Source organism: Nitrospiraceae bacterium (assembly GCA_020632595.1).
Taxonomy (GTDB): domain Bacteria; phylum Nitrospirota; class Nitrospiria; order Nitrospirales; family UBA8639; genus Nitrospira_E.
The window spans coordinates 1-13,395 of the sequence record JACKFF010000004.1 but is presented as its reverse complement, the minus strand read 5'-3'; the positions used below and the strand labels follow the sequence as shown (position 1 = coordinate 13,395).

Here is a 13,395-nt window from a genome sequence, read left to right as displayed (position 1 = left end):
CCTCTCACCTACCGACCAGCCAACCAGACGAACGCACCAATCAACAGCCGGCCCATTGACCCGACGCCTGCCGGCTGGCCCAAAGGAGAGACGCTCTTCGCAGCTCGCGGCCCGTGTCTGAGCCCGGCGAGTTGGGCCGCTCTTCACAGGGTTGGCGTCCCTCCCCTCCCAGAAAGCCAGCCGGGGCGGCAATGGTTTTGGTCCCTTTTGCCGAAACAAAAGGGACTCGTCGCCCGGGGGCGAAACCCCGGAAGTTCTGAGCGACGCATCAACCAAACGCTAAGTTCCAAAGCGACATCACACCAGACAGTCGTCATCCAACACCCTCTCTTTTTCTTAATGTAGAAAAATGAGAACTCCCTCCTTGTTTTGAAGAAGCAGAGAGCCACTCAAAAGAGGAACAGAATGGGAACGCATTGACCGGTTCCGGGCTCGATGGTTAAATAACGACACTATTGTTACTTTTTACGTATCCCATAAATATGATTAAATGATTAAAAGCTTTAAGGATAAAACCACCGAAGAGTTCTTTGGCGGAAAGGCGATAAAGCAATTTTCGGGTTTCAAAAGGATTGCTGAGCGGAAACTGACAATGTTGGACAGTGCCACCGAATTACGTGACCTGTTAGCCCCTCCCGCCAATCGCCTTGAAAAATTAAAAGGAGATCGGGCCGGGCAGCACAGTATTCGCATCAATGATCAGTGGCGGATTTGTTTTGTATGGAATCCGGACGGACCCTACGAAGTCGAGATCACCGATTATCACTAAGGAGACGGCAATATGGTAAAAAACGACATGCGCCCGATTCATCCGGGAGAGGTACTCCTGGAAGAGTTCTTACAACCTTCTAATCCTCCACTCAACGCCAACACCCTGGCCAAGGCGCTTGGCGTACCAGCCAACCGGATTACCGCCATCCTCAAAGGACAGCGAGGCATCACCGGCGACACCGCGTTACGCCTGGGGACATTTTTCAACACGTCACCTGAATTCTGGATGAACTTACAGAAGACCTATGAGCTGCGCCTGGCCGAAAAGGCCCTGTCCAGCAAGATCAAAAAACACATCCAGAAAAGCCGTGAATCCCTCGTTTCAATCTAAGAGACCCTGAAATCAACTCCACCTTCTATTCATTCCGTGGTCAGCAGAAAAGAAAAGCGGTCCCCCCTACCCTCCACCTGCAAATCCGCCACCCTGACCGACGCACCAATCAACAAGCTGCTCGTTAATCCGACGCCTGCCGGCTGGCCCACGGGAGGGACGCTCTTCGCATCTGGCGGCCCTTGTCTGAGCCCCGCGAGTTGGGCCGCTCTTCACAGGGTTGGCGTCCCTCCCCCCCAGAAAGCCAGCCGGGGCGGCAATGGTTTTGGTCCCTTTTGCCGAAACAAAAGGGACTCGTCGCCCGGGGCCGAAACCCCGGAAGACTTGAAAAAGGAAGAGACGCATCAATCAAGCCCTCTGCTGTCATTACTCCAATCCCCGCTCTTTCATTGGTCCATGAAGCTTTCGTGTGTTACTTCCGACGCCTGCCGGCTGGCCCCAGGGAGGGACGCTCTTCGCATCTGGCGGCCCTTGTCTGAGCCCCGCGAGTTGGGCCGCTCTTCACAGGGTTGGCGTCCCTCCCCTCCCAGAAAGCCAGCCGGGGCGGCAATGGTTTTGGTCCCTTTTGCCGAAACAAAAAGGGACTCGTCGCCCGGGGCCGAAACCCCGGAAGACTTGAAAAAGGAAGAGACGCATCAATCAAGCCCTCTGCTGTCATTACTCCAATCCCCGCTCTTTCATTGGTCCGTGAAGCTTTCGTGTGTTACTTCCGACGCCTGCCGGCTGGCCCCAGGGAGGGACGCTCTTCGCATCTGGCGGCCCTTGTCTGAGCCCCGCGAGTTGGGCCGCTCTTCAAAAAGTTCGCGTCTCTCCCCTCCAAGAAAGCCAGCCGGGGCATCAATGGTTTTGGTCCCTTTTGCCGAAACAAAAGGGACTCGTCGCCCGGGGGCGAAACCCCGGAAGACTTGAAAAAGGAAAAGACGCACCAAGCCACCGCTCCGCTCCCGGGCCAACCCAGGAAATCAAAAAACCCCCCACATCCTCCCCAACATTCGCAACCAGGCAACACTTTCATCTTGGGCCTTCCCTCCAAGCTCTCCCGTATACACGAACTCCATAATCAAAAATCAAACTTCCCCAGACCCATCTATCCTTTCTCCAAAGGGTTAAGTAGGATAGGATATCTCTAAAGCTATGAGAGAATGAATTTTCGAAAAAGTACGAAGGAACGAAGGAGAAAGTATATGCGACAACAATCCCAAACCATACTGGAACAAGCACTCAAATTAACGGCACAGGAACGAGCGGCGGTAGCTCAGCAATTGATCCAAAGCCTGGATCCCGTCCAGGAAGCCGGGGTGGAACAGGCATGGCAAGAAGAAATTCAACAACGCATATCAGACGTGGACAATGGTATAGCCACTACCATTCCCTGGGAAGAGGTTCAACGCCGGATAACCCATGGAAAATGATGAGAGCATTATTTTCCATTCCGAAGCTTTCGCTGAACTCGAACAAGCGCACACATGGTATGAAGAACAAGCACCAGGCATAGGAGATGTATTTTTCCAAGAAGTCCAATACGCCGTCGCTCGAATACACGAAACCCCGGAAGCATGGCCTGCCTATTCGCATGGAACAAAAAGATTTCTGCTTCACCGGTTTCCTTATGCGGTGGTCTATAGGGTAAAAACAGGGACGGTTCAAGTTTTTGCCGTCATGCATCTTAAACGAAAACCTGGGTATTGGAATCGACGCAGGTTTTAAAGTACCCCCTCTCCCTCGGGTTATTCCCTATATTCAACAGCCTCGACTTACTCAGCTCTGCCATCCATATCAACCATTCATCCGTCTCTCGCACTCCTCTCGTCCTCTCTCTTGCATGGAAATAACTCAAAAATTCTCATCCTATGTTCCGACGCCTGCCGGCTGGCCCAAGGTTCGTACAGCAAGGTATCCCGTTCTGAGGCTATGCCGCCACAAGGCGGCAATACTTAGGTCACCCCGGACATTCGATATCGGTGACCTATCTTCCACTTCTTTCAAGAGACTCACCTGGCTTGGTGGCATGGCCGAGCAGTGCAACAGGTCCTGACCTTCGCTCTACCGTCATCACTTCAATGCCCGCTCTTTCATAGGTCCGTGAAACTTTCCTGTTTTACTTCCGACGCCTGCCGGCTGGCCCCCGGGAGGGACGCTCTTCGCATCTGGCGGCCCTTGTCTGAGCCTCGCGAGTTGGGCCGCTCTTCAAAAAGTTCGCGTCCCTCCCCTCCCAGAAAGCCAGCCGGGGCATCAATGGTTTTGGTCCCTTTTGCCGAAACAAAAGGGACTCGTCGCCCGGGGGCGAAACCCCGGAAGCTCTGAGCGACGCATCAAACAAACGCAAAGCTCCAAGGCCGAATCCCGGCTCTAACCAAACTTCCAGCAAAAAACCTACTCACACCCTAAGCTCTCCCTGCCGTTTTGAACTATTATGATGGATGTGGGGTTAGCCTGCAGGGTGCGACGGCCCATTGCTCCTTGTTTGGCCTTGATCGAAGAAAAGGGACACGGTATCGTGGTTGAGAAATCATCGGCGAACAGATCAAGCAAATGTCCGCGTCTCTGAAAGCCACACATCCCACCATCCCATAGCTACAAATTGCGGGCTGCGGCCCGGCTTAAAATTTTGGCGGGAAAACGTGTTCGCCACGTCAATGCCCTGGCGGGCATGCCCAACTGGACGCTCGAAAGTGCCAATGTATGAGGGGAGAGCATATAAAAGGTTACAACATGAAGCGAAGTCTCACTGAGAAGTGGCTCGCCCTATTCGAGATCGGATGGCCGATGTCAGCGTTGGCGGTGAAACGTCTGCCCAGTATTTCTGGTTAGATGTGATTCCTCCTCGAGACGAGCGATACGACTTCATCATGCGAGCCAATTTCCTGCACACCCATCCATGGCCTCAAAATTTCCGGATGCGGCGATGCCTCAGCCTTTTCGACGCGCGCGCGCGAGGCCTTTGGGGGTATAATCTAAAAGAGGCCGCAAACATGTATGATGGTCAATGAGGATTCCTCAATCCTCCTCTCAACCATGCCTCACGAATGGTAGATAAAAGTGAACTGAAAAGTTTTTATTCACCACCCAATGGAGATGATGCCGTGTCTGAAGTCAATTCCGTGACCTACTTAAAAGATTATCAACAACCGGATTACTGGGTGACCCATGTGGACCTGACGGTCGATTTACGCGAGGGAGAGACGTTGGTCCGCGCCGTCTTACAGGTAAAAAAAAACGGGAATCATACCAACCCGCTGGTTCTCGATGGCGAAGAACTCGAAGTACTGGAAGTCAAGCAGAATAATCAGCCTGTCGCGAAGGGAGGCAATCCGGCCGAAGGCTACGTGGTGGACCGCACATCCCTCTCGCTCCAGCCCGCGCAAGATGCTTTTACGGTAGAAACGCTCGTCAGAATTTATCCAGAACAGAACACGGCACTTGAAGGCCTCTATAAGTCGGGAGGCAACTGGTGTACGCAATGCGAGGCGGAAGGATTCCGGCGGATCACCTTCTTCCCTGACCGCCCGGATAATATGGCAACCTACAGCACCAGGATTATTGCGGATCAAATCGCCGCCCCGGTCCTGCTGTCTAACGGCAACCTCATTGATCAGGGACAACTCGAAAACGGGCGGCATTATTCGGTGTGGGAAGATCCCTTCCCCAAGCCCAGTTATTTGTTTGCCCTGGTCGCAGGGGATTTAGCCTGCCTGGATGATACCTATGTGACTGCCAGTGGTCGTCAGGTCATGTTGTGTATTTATGCCGCGGCCAAAGACCTCGATAAACTCGGGCATGCCATGGCCTCGCTGAAAAAAGCCATGAAATGGGACGAAGACGTGTATGGCCGTGAATATGATCTCGACTTGTTTAATATTGTCGCCGTGGACGATTTCAATATGGGGGCCATGGAAAACAAATCGCTGAATATCTTCAACACGAAGTATGTGTTGGCGCATCCCGATACGGCCACCGATGCCGACTATGAAGGCGTGGAAGGGGTGGTGGCGCATGAATACTTTCACAACTGGACCGGCAACCGGGTGACCTGCCGGGACTGGTTTCAGCTATGTTTGAAAGAAGGGTTGACCGTCTTTCGAGATCAGGAATTTTCCGGTGACATGGGGTCACAAGCGGTCAATCGCATTGCCAACGTCAGAATCCTGCGCATGAGTCAGTTCCCCGAGGATGCCGGTCCGATGGCGCACCCACCGAGACCGAATCAGTTTGTCACGATCAATAACTTTTACACCGCCACCGTCTACAACAAGGGGGCTGAGCTCAACAGGATGTTACATGCCGTATTGGGGAAGGAAGATTTTCGCAAAGCGTCTGATTTGTATTTTGAACGGTTCGACGGGCAGGCCGTCACCGTTGAAGACTGGGTGCGCTGCATGGAGGAGGCCTCCGGTCGGGACCTCACCCAGTTCATGCTATGGTATACGCAGGCAGGAAGGCCCACGGTCACAGCCCATTGGTCCCATGATCAGACGACAAAAATGTTCACACTCACGCTCGAGCAGCAGGTCCCCACGATCACCCATCAGTCAAACGGGCAACCCAGACACATTCCGGTGAAATTCGGACTGGTGGGTCCTGACGGGCAGGATGTGGTGCAGGGCGTCCTTGAGCTCACACACGCGAAGCACACCTTTACCTTTGAGCAGGTCCCACCGGGCTCGGTCCCTTCGCTCTTCCGCCATTTTTCGGCCCCGGTCCATCTGGAGGCGCCGTATACCGACGACCACTTGCGCCATCTCATGGTCCATGACCGGGACGGATTCAATCAGTGGGAGGCCGGAAACCGATTCCTGACCACGAACCTCATGGCGCAGGTGGATCGCTATGAACACGGACAAGACATCCTCGTGGGCGACGATGTGCTGGATTCATTTCGTCGGATTCTGCAACGCGCGGACATGGACGGGGAACTCAAGAGCCTGGCCTTAAGTCTGCCCGTCTACCAGGAAATCGCGCCACAACGAGAGGTCATTGATCCGCATGCCATCATCGCGGTTCGGAAGGCCTTCCTGGAAACGCTCGGGCGTCAACTGCACGATGAGTTCCTCGAGATGTACAACACCACGTATCATCCCGGCAAGCCGTATGATCGGGCCGATGCCGGTCGCCGCAGTCTACAAAATGTCGCGCTCGGGTATTTATCGCATTCAGGAGATGCGGAAGTGGCTAAGGTGGCCCTCAGGCAATATAGTCAGGCCAACAATATGACAGACCGCTATGCCGCCCTGAATACCATCATCAATATGGATGAAGCACAACCCTATCGGGATGGCGTGGCTCAACATTTCTACTATCAATTCGAACATGATGCGTTAGTCGTGGATAAATGGGTCGGAGCCCTCGCCAGATCCCAGGCGGATGATGTGTTACCGATCGTAAAATCCCTCACACAACATGAAGCCTTCTCGCATCCCACCCCGAACAGAATGCGGGCGTTATATGGGACCTTCTCGCAGGCCAACCCCAAAGGCTTTCATGCGGAAGACGGATCAGGGTATGCCTTTGTCGCAGACTTTCTCATGGAACTGGATGCCAAAAACCCCCAAGTGGCTTCAAGAATGATCGGGGCATTCGAAAAATTCAGGCAGCACCGATTGGATCTACAAACCCACATGGAGGCCCAACTCCGTCGTATCGCCGCCATGGAACGGCTGTCACCCGATCTCAGTGAAAAGCTGGAGCGGTACCTGGGGAAGGAAACATATAGCCAGATCAGGGCTGGAAAGGTTGACGCATAAACACCATCTCCATCACAAAACCAAAAAGCCGGGTTGAGGACAGACAGGGCGCTAAGATAACCGAGCCCTATCATCAATGAATGCCCCCGAATCTTGTCAAATCCCATTCAAAGCCCCTTCTCCACCTCCCTCATCCCCGGCATTGTCATCCTGATCCATTCGACTTCGCTCAGGACAAGGGCCTGCCAAGGATCTGAGCCCGGCGAGTTGGTCCGCCTTTCGCTAGGTCATCCCTGACCTTCGATATCGGAGATCCCCCGTCCCTCCCACATTCTCCCCGGCATTGTCATCCTGAGGCTCCGCGAAGGATCTGAGCCCAGCTCAACCCCGCACCTCGAAACCCGACGCCTGCCGGCTGGCCCACCGGGAGAGACGCTCTTCGCATCTAGCGGACCGTGTGTGAGCCTTGCGAGTTGGGCCGCTCTGCAAAGGGTTCGCGCCCCTCCTCTTCCAGAAGGCCAGACGGGGTGTCAATGGTTTTGACCACTTTTGCCGAAACAAAAAGCCTGTCCTGAGCCCGGCCGAAGGAGACCTCGCCGTCCGGTGACGAACCCCGGCCCCGATCAAACCCTCACCGCAACCCGTCTGGTCATTTCCACAATTTCATCAATAACCAATCTGCACAGTGACAATTTCAGCGGCAATACCCTGGGATGCGACTTCTGTTATACTCTCGTCAAAGCCACTAAAATTTCATCTGGGAGGGCAGCATGGAATATCCAATTGTCATCGAACAAGACCCCGACGCCGGAGGATATGTCGTGTATTGCCCCACGTTGAAGGGGTGTGTCTCACAGGGAGAAACTGAAGAAGAAGCGCTGGACAACATCAAAGATGCCATTAAAACCTACCTTGCAAGTATTGAAGATTTAAAACGCCTAAAGAAACTGCGGACCGTCGAAGTCACGGTATGACCAAACTCCCGCAGGTCTCTCATGAGCGCGTCGTGAGAGCACTGAAGCGTGCAGGATTTTACGTCCTTCGGGAAGGTAAACACATTTCCATGACCGACGATAAACATATCGTCATCATACCTCGCCACCACGTCATCAAACCCGGCACATTGAAACAAATCCTGGACGCCGCCGAAATCTCATCCGAACGGTTTCGGGACCTTATCTAGCTTGGTGACTCACCGCATTTTCCAACAGGCACAGTTCCCATCTCTCATTTAGCTCCCTCCTGGCCAGCCTATCCGCCACCTGCAGGTCGACCAGACGTGCAGGTGCTCAAATCAGCAGGCGGCCCTTGTTCGAGCTCTTCGAGTTGGTCATCCTTTCTCTCTAAATTCCCCAAACCTGGTAGCATGGCCGAGCCGTGCCACCGGCTCCAACCTTCTCTCCCCCGTCATTACTCCGGCCCCCGCTCTCTCAGATGAAGTCCCTGAAGTTTTCATGTTTTGCCTTCCGACGCCTGCCGGCTGGCCCCCAGGGAGGGACGCTCTTCGCAGCTGGGGGCCCGTGTTTGAGCGGAGCGAGTTGGGCCGCTCTTCAAAGAGTTCGCGTCCCTCCCCTCGAATAAAGCCAGACGGGGCGTCAATGGTTTTGGTCACTTTTGCCGAAACAAAAGTGCCTCGTCGTCCGGGGGCGAAACCCCGGAAGCTCTGAAATAGGAAAAGACGCATCAATCAAGCCCTCCGCTCCCGGGCCGACCCTCGACAACACCCTTCCTCTCACCATCCTTCCTGCAGTCCCCGCTCATTAATCAAGGGACCTAAAAATTCCTCCTCCTATGTTCCGACGCCTGCCGGCTGGCCCCAGGGAGTGACGCTCTTATCCGTTGCGGACCTTGTTTGAGCAGAGCGAGTTGGGCCGCTCTTCTAAATGTTAGCGTCCCTCCCCTCCAAAAAAGCCAGACGGGGCGTCAATGGTTTTGGCCACTTTTGCCGAAACAAAAGTGGCTCGTCGTCCGGGGACGAAACCCCGGATGACCTCAAAAAGAAAAAGACGCACCAAGCCAGCGCTCCGCCACCGGGACGCCCCCCCGTCTCTATAAAATTATGTACATTAGTTCATCGGTTGGGTACCATTGGATTCAATGTATTGGAATTTTCGTAAAGGTAAATGGAAAATCGAAACAAGTAGTTTTATCCGTGGCTTCTCAGAAAAAAACTTCCCCAATCTTTTCCGCAATCGAATGAAGGTGCCGCATGACGCACGCCGCGCTACTGGAACAGGTGACCCACACAATCGTCGAGCGTTTTCACCCCAAACGCATCGTTCTTTTTGGAAGTCATGCGCGGGGCGACGCCGGACCTGACAGTGATCTGGATGTGTTCATTGAAATGCAGACATCACGACGTCCCCCTGAACGAGCTATCGAAGTCAGTGCCGCATTTGGCCTCCGGCCATGGCCGCTCGATGTGGTCGTGTACACACCAGAAGAAGTGCAACGTCTTCGGGGAGTGAGTGGAACCCTCTTATCGGTCATTGAGAAAGAGGGAAAAGTTCTCTATGAACAACCCTGAATCAAATTTCGCATCCTGGCTCCACAAAGCAGACCATGACCTATTGAATATCAATAATAACTTGGCGGCTAGTGAGATCCCCTGGGATACCATCTGCTTCCACGCGCAACAGATCGCAGAAAAAGTTCTAAAAGGCTTCCTGGTCTATCATGGACGAGATCTTCTGAAAACCCATGCCTTGGTAGCCCTGCCGGCGGTCTATGTTCTTGCCAGCAAGCAAAATGGTACGATTGGCATCGGGGTAATGAGCGATTAGTGCAAGCATGTTTGGGAACACACAAACAATTTGGTCGAGGAGTTCACGAAAAGAGATGATGAACACAGCTTGGTGTCTGACGAATGGCATGGGCATATGGTGTCCGCAATCAGACCTGAGGAGACAATAAAACAGTGGAGCCGAGACTCCAAGGTGGAACTGATCTTAACGCCATCCGGACCGGGTCGATTTGTGGGAGGAAATTCTGTGAGAGACGGGAATGCCTGTATTCCTCTTTGGCCGGAATGACGACCTGGGCCGAGAGGGACTCACCACGATGAGCTTTCACTACTCGAAACATGTGGTGGAGGAACTGGAAAAGCGTAGACTTTCGCAATCTCTTTTGGAAGAGGTCTTGCAAGCACCGGAGCAGAAAGTTCCTGCGTTGGATAATATCACGTGTTATCAGTCACGGGTGGAGATGGGTGGGAAGCGGTATCTCTTGCGGGTGATGGTCAACGACACAGTAAATCCCCCGGTGGTGGTGACCGTCTACCGCACTAATAAGATCACCAAGTATTGGAGGGCATCATGAAAGTGAAATACGACCAGGAAGTCGATGTGCTGACCATTGAGTTCAGTTCTGTTCCTGTGGAAGAAAGCGACGAGGAGAAGCCCGGCATCATTCTCGACTATGACAAGGACGGCAATATCGTCGGCCTCGAAATCCTAAACGCCTCGAAGCGGATGGAAAATCCCCGGACATTGGAATATGCCGTGGCCTAGTCGGGCCGCCGCGCGATGAACCGTCACGTCAACGCTATCGCTGTAGGTCTGAGCCTGCCTCCTCCGCAATTCTCTATGATAATGCATTGGACAGACCGGAATATGTGGACGCGGGAGGAGGAATACATGGCCAATAAACAGGTAAACATCAAGGATCCGGATCTGGCCAAAGTGGGAGTGGCATTAGAACGCGCGGCGGCAAACGCAAGACAATTAGGATTTGACACCAACACGCCAGTCTATGTGTATCGAGATGGCCAAATTGTCGATATCGTCAAAGAACATCGCATGACCCAATCAAAGAAAAGGACGATAGCGAAAAAAAGGGCACCGGTAAAAACAACCGCACCGCACCGAAAAGCACAAACAAAAAAAAGACCCGATAGAGCCGCTGATTGAATAATCCACCCATCCCCCACCCTCAATCCAGCAAAACGGGCTGACGCACCAATCAACAGGCGGATTGTTGTTCCGACGCCTGCCGTCTGGCCCCCGGGAGGGACGCTCTTCGCATCTCGCGGACCTTGTTTGAGCCCTGCGAGTTGGTCCGCTCTCCTAAGTCATCCCCGACCTTCGATATCAAAGATCCCTCCTCCATCCCACATTCTCCCCGGCATTGTCATCCTGAGGCTCCGCGAAGGATCTGAGCCCAGCTCAAACCCGCACATCGAAACCTGACGGCTGAAAAGGTCCCGCCTTCCCACCACCTACACGTCAGCCATCCAGGCCGCCCCTCAACATGGTTTTGGCTACTTTTGCCGAAACAAAAGTAGCTCGTCGTCCGGGGACGAAACCCCGGTATCAAAAAACCTTCCCATTATCCTGACATTGTTGATCAGGTATTCGACGCCTGCCGGCTGGCTCCCAGGAGGGACGCTCTTCGCATCTAGCGGCCCTTGTTTGAGCCATGCGAGTTGGGCCGCTCTGCAAAAAGTTCGCGTCCCTCCTCTTCATTCAAGTCAGACGGGGCGTCAATGGTTTTGGTCACTTTTGCCGAAACAAAAGTGGCTCGTCGCTCGGGGGCGAAACCCCGAAAGCGCTGAAATAGGAAGTGACGCACCAAACCAGCGCTCCCCTCCCAGGCCGACCCCCGGCCCTACAAAATTCAGCATACCTGCGAAGAAACCAATAAAGAAGTCATTCTCATGAAGGATAAAGCCGGTCACGTGATCGGGTTTGAAAAACTCCATTACGCACCTGCCAACTCACAGAAAATCCTTGCCGTCGAAACCGTGGTTCAACCCGGGCCTTAAGCAACCCGGAGCGTGGACATTCCAACGCCATGCACCCTTTTCCACCTTCTCTTAATAAAAATGGTTTTCCGGAATCCCGCTTTTCGCCCCTCATCAGCCCAGATCCACCCTCAACAACTTTTCTTAATTGAGCTCCTCAAGACTAGCCATTCATTGAAAAACCAAGTATGTTAGCAGCGTGGAGAGTTACACATTCACAGAATATTTTGAGAAAGAAGTATTACGTAAACGCCCATATCTCAAAAAAGACTGGTGCATTCAAGTGGTAGAAAATCCATCCAAGAGCGAACCTCAAGAAGGAAATCGTTTTCGATTTTGGGGACCGATAGCTGAACTTGATGGCCGGATGTTACGTGTCATCACACTTGCCGATAAAGTGACCATTCACAATGCCTTTCCTGATCGAGGATTCAGACCATGAAATTGAACTATTACCCAGACACAGATTCACTCTACATCGATCTGACCGAACATCCCAGCGTAGAAAGCCGGGAAGTCTCGGAGGGAATTGTCCTGGATTATGACGCTGCAGGCAATCTGGTAGGCATTGATATTGATAATGCGAGCTCCAAGGTGCATCTCAAGGAATTAACCTTAAACAAACTGCCAGCTTCCATTCATTCCGTAGCCGAATAACAGACCCTTGGGCTTCCACAAATGGGGCAGGAATCTACTTTCCCGTACCTCGCCCTTCAAGCCATATCACCATCATGGCTGCGCTCTTCCCTTTTTCATATAGAACTCTGAAAAATTCTCCTCCTATGTTCCGACGCCTGCCGGCTAGCCCAAAGAAAGGTCACTCTCAGCAGCTAGCGAACCTTGTTTGAGCGGAGCGAGTTGGGCCGCTCTTCAAAGAGTTCGCGTCCCTCCTCTTCAATGAGGCCAGACGGGGCGTCAATGGTTTTGGCCACTTTTGCCGAAACAAACGTGGCTCGTCGTCCGGGGACGAAACCCCGGCTTCCTAATCCAGCCCCCTCAATATTTTGTCCCCGAATCCTTACCCACATTTCCCACAAAATCTTCATAGATACTCGAGAAACCTTCAAGTACAATAAACCCATGAAGCCCAGACCGTCCGCTTATTGTCCCAAAGGCTAGAGAGAGGAAACGATGAAAGACATTCTAGAGATCAAACAAATGTCTCGCGAGGAAAAGCTCCGAATCATGGAAGCCCTTTGGGAAGACCTGTCAAACGAAGACCAATCGCTTCAATCTCCGGCATGGCATGAGTCGTTATTACAAGAAACAGAACAGAGGGTCCAGGCGGGACAGGAGAACATTCATGACTGGAAGGAAGCAAAAAAGGAACTTCGGAAACGATTTGAATGAAGATCAGGATATTGGGCTCTGCCCTGGAAGACCTTCATTCAGGTCGGCAGTTTTATGAAAACCAAGCAGAAGGAGTCGGCGAGTATTTCTTTGATGCCATATTTGCAGACATCGACTCCTTGGCATTGTATGCCGGAATTCACTAGAAGGTTTTTGGATATCACCGCTTGTTGGCCAAAAGATTCCCATACGCCATTTATGACAAAATGGCTGATCCAAACACCGTAATCGTGCAAAGGGTGTTGGACCTACGTCAACATCCCCAAAAGATTAAAACCGCCTTGGCCTAACACCCTGGATTGGCTCGCCTTCCCGCCTTCGTCAGCGGGCATCCATCTTCGTAACCTATTCTTCCATGAGACCTCCCCTGGCCTTGTGGCATGGCCGAGCAGTGCAACCGGCACCGGTAAAAAAGCGGGCAGTGTTTGAGCATTTCGGCGCTGGCTCAGGATAAACTCCGCAAGTTGGACCACCCTCCGTGGGTTTGCCTCAATACGCTTTCATCTTGTTCCGACGCCTGC

General features: G+C 52.9%; 15 protein-coding genes and 1 pseudogene. 15 read left to right on the top strand and 1 reads right to left on the bottom strand.

Translation table 11 applies throughout. The features are described from left to right. Nucleotides 1-490: 490 nt before the first annotated feature. The 13 genes from H6750_09240 (at nt 491) to H6750_09180 (ending at nt 12,181) form a co-directional block, all read left to right on the top strand. Nucleotides 491-769 carry a type II toxin-antitoxin system RelE/ParE family toxin gene (locus tag H6750_09240; GenBank protein MCB9774491.1) on the top strand — a complete coding sequence of 93 codons (279 nt, stop codon included), beginning with the start codon at nt 491-493 and terminating at the stop codon, nt 767-769. 12 nt (nt 770-781) lie between these two features. Next, on the top strand, nt 782-1,102 hold the full coding sequence (locus H6750_09235) for a HigA family addiction module antidote protein (protein ID MCB9774490.1): 321 nt from the start codon (nt 782-784) through the stop codon (nt 1,100-1,102). Between the two features lie 1,184 nt (nt 1,103-2,286). Next, entirely contained in the window at nt 2,287-2,514 is a 228-nt protein-coding gene (locus tag H6750_09230) for an addiction module protein (protein MCB9774489.1), read from the top strand. After that, nucleotides 2,504-2,809, top strand: a complete 306-nt coding sequence (locus H6750_09225; GenBank protein MCB9774488.1) for a type II toxin-antitoxin system RelE/ParE family toxin — start codon at nt 2,504-2,506, stop codon at nt 2,807-2,809. The genes H6750_09230 and H6750_09225 overlap by 11 nt, the downstream gene beginning before the upstream one ends. A gap of 1,319 nt (nt 2,810-4,128) precedes the next feature. Further along, on the top strand, nt 4,129-6,843 hold the full coding sequence (gene pepN, locus H6750_09220) for an aminopeptidase N (protein MCB9774487.1): 2,715 nt from the start codon (nt 4,129-4,131) through the stop codon (nt 6,841-6,843). Nucleotides 6,844-7,553: 710 nt separating this feature from the next. Beyond that, entirely contained in the window at nt 7,554-7,757 is a 204-nt protein-coding gene (locus H6750_09215) for a type II toxin-antitoxin system HicB family antitoxin (GenBank protein MCB9774486.1), read from the top strand. Further along, nucleotides 7,754-7,966 carry a type II toxin-antitoxin system HicA family toxin gene (locus H6750_09210; protein ID MCB9774485.1) on the top strand — a complete coding sequence of 71 codons (213 nt, stop codon included), beginning with the start codon at nt 7,754-7,756 and terminating at the stop codon, nt 7,964-7,966. Before H6750_09215 ends, H6750_09210 begins: the two co-directional genes overlap by 4 nt. A gap of 1,026 nt (nt 7,967-8,992) precedes the next feature. Continuing rightward, a complete protein-coding gene (locus H6750_09205; protein ID MCB9774484.1) occupies nt 8,993-9,310 on the top strand; it encodes a nucleotidyltransferase domain-containing protein in 318 nt (105 codons plus the stop codon). Then, a complete protein-coding gene (locus H6750_09200; protein ID MCB9774483.1) occupies nt 9,297-9,566 on the top strand; it encodes a HEPN domain-containing protein in 270 nt (89 codons plus the stop codon). The genes H6750_09205 and H6750_09200 overlap by 14 nt, the downstream gene beginning before the upstream one ends. Nucleotides 9,567-9,843: 277 nt before the next feature. Beyond that, a complete protein-coding gene (locus tag H6750_09195; protein MCB9774482.1) occupies nt 9,844-10,101 on the top strand; it encodes a DUF4258 domain-containing protein in 258 nt (85 codons plus the stop codon). Further along, on the top strand, nt 10,098-10,292 hold the full coding sequence (locus H6750_09190; GenBank protein MCB9774481.1) for a DUF2283 domain-containing protein: 195 nt from the start codon (nt 10,098-10,100) through the stop codon (nt 10,290-10,292). Before H6750_09195 ends, H6750_09190 begins: the two co-directional genes overlap by 4 nt. Nucleotides 10,293-10,418: 126 nt before the next feature. After that, complete coding sequence (locus H6750_09185; GenBank protein ID MCB9774480.1) at nt 10,419-10,691, top strand: hypothetical protein; 273 nt, start codon at nt 10,419-10,421, stop codon at nt 10,689-10,691. A gap of 1,271 nt (nt 10,692-11,962) precedes the next feature. After that, complete coding sequence (locus H6750_09180) at nt 11,963-12,181, top strand: DUF2283 domain-containing protein (GenBank protein MCB9774479.1); 219 nt, start codon at nt 11,963-11,965, stop codon at nt 12,179-12,181. A 173-nt stretch (nt 12,182-12,354) separates the two neighbouring features. Here the strand turns inward: H6750_09180 and H6750_09175 are convergent, their stop codons facing one another. Then, nucleotides 12,355-12,570, bottom strand: coding sequence for a hypothetical protein (locus tag H6750_09175; protein ID MCB9774478.1), 216 nt, complete (start codon nt 12,568-12,570; stop codon nt 12,355-12,357). Nucleotides 12,571-12,655: 85 nt separating this feature from the next. On the opposite strand from H6750_09175, the gene H6750_09170 reads away from it, so the two are divergent. Together H6750_09170 and H6750_09165 are read left to right on the top strand one after the other, a co-directional pair. Continuing rightward, nucleotides 12,656-12,874 carry an addiction module protein gene (locus H6750_09170; GenBank protein ID MCB9774477.1) on the top strand — a complete coding sequence of 73 codons (219 nt, stop codon included), beginning with the start codon at nt 12,656-12,658 and terminating at the stop codon, nt 12,872-12,874. Further along, a pseudogene (locus H6750_09165) lies at nt 12,871-13,164 on the top strand (type II toxin-antitoxin system RelE/ParE family toxin). Before H6750_09170 ends, H6750_09165 begins: the two are co-directional and overlap by 4 nt. Nucleotides 13,165-13,395 lie beyond the last annotated feature (231 nt).

Bases quoted from the DNA above. Each gene is read 5' to 3' on its own strand.
- H6750_09240 (MCB9774491.1), top strand. From the start codon at position 491: ATGATTAAAAGCTTTAAGGATAAAACCACCGAAGAGTTCTTTGGCGGA.
- H6750_09235 (MCB9774490.1), top strand. From the start codon at position 782: ATGGTAAAAAACGACATGCGCCCGATTCATCCGGGAGAGGTACTCCTG.
- H6750_09230 (MCB9774489.1), top strand. From the start codon at position 2,287: ATGCGACAACAATCCCAAACCATACTGGAACAAGCACTCAAATTAACG.
- H6750_09225 (MCB9774488.1), top strand. From the start codon at position 2,504: ATGGAAAATGATGAGAGCATTATTTTCCATTCCGAAGCTTTCGCTGAA.
- pepN (MCB9774487.1), top strand. From the start codon at position 4,129: ATGGTAGATAAAAGTGAACTGAAAAGTTTTTATTCACCACCCAATGGA.
- H6750_09215 (MCB9774486.1), top strand. From the start codon at position 7,554: ATGGAATATCCAATTGTCATCGAACAAGACCCCGACGCCGGAGGATAT.
- H6750_09210 (MCB9774485.1), top strand. From the start codon at position 7,754: ATGACCAAACTCCCGCAGGTCTCTCATGAGCGCGTCGTGAGAGCACTG.
- H6750_09205 (MCB9774484.1), top strand. From the start codon at position 8,993: ATGACGCACGCCGCGCTACTGGAACAGGTGACCCACACAATCGTCGAG.
- H6750_09200 (MCB9774483.1), top strand. From the start codon at position 9,297: ATGAACAACCCTGAATCAAATTTCGCATCCTGGCTCCACAAAGCAGAC.
- H6750_09195 (MCB9774482.1), top strand. From the start codon at position 9,844: ATGAGCTTTCACTACTCGAAACATGTGGTGGAGGAACTGGAAAAGCGT.
- H6750_09190 (MCB9774481.1), top strand. From the start codon at position 10,098: ATGAAAGTGAAATACGACCAGGAAGTCGATGTGCTGACCATTGAGTTC.
- H6750_09185 (MCB9774480.1), top strand. From the start codon at position 10,419: ATGGCCAATAAACAGGTAAACATCAAGGATCCGGATCTGGCCAAAGTG.
- H6750_09180 (MCB9774479.1), top strand. From the start codon at position 11,963: ATGAAATTGAACTATTACCCAGACACAGATTCACTCTACATCGATCTG.
- H6750_09175 (MCB9774478.1), bottom strand. From the start codon at position 12,570: ATGAAGATTTTGTGGGAAATGTGGGTAAGGATTCGGGGACAAAATATT.
- H6750_09170 (MCB9774477.1), top strand. From the start codon at position 12,656: ATGAAAGACATTCTAGAGATCAAACAAATGTCTCGCGAGGAAAAGCTC.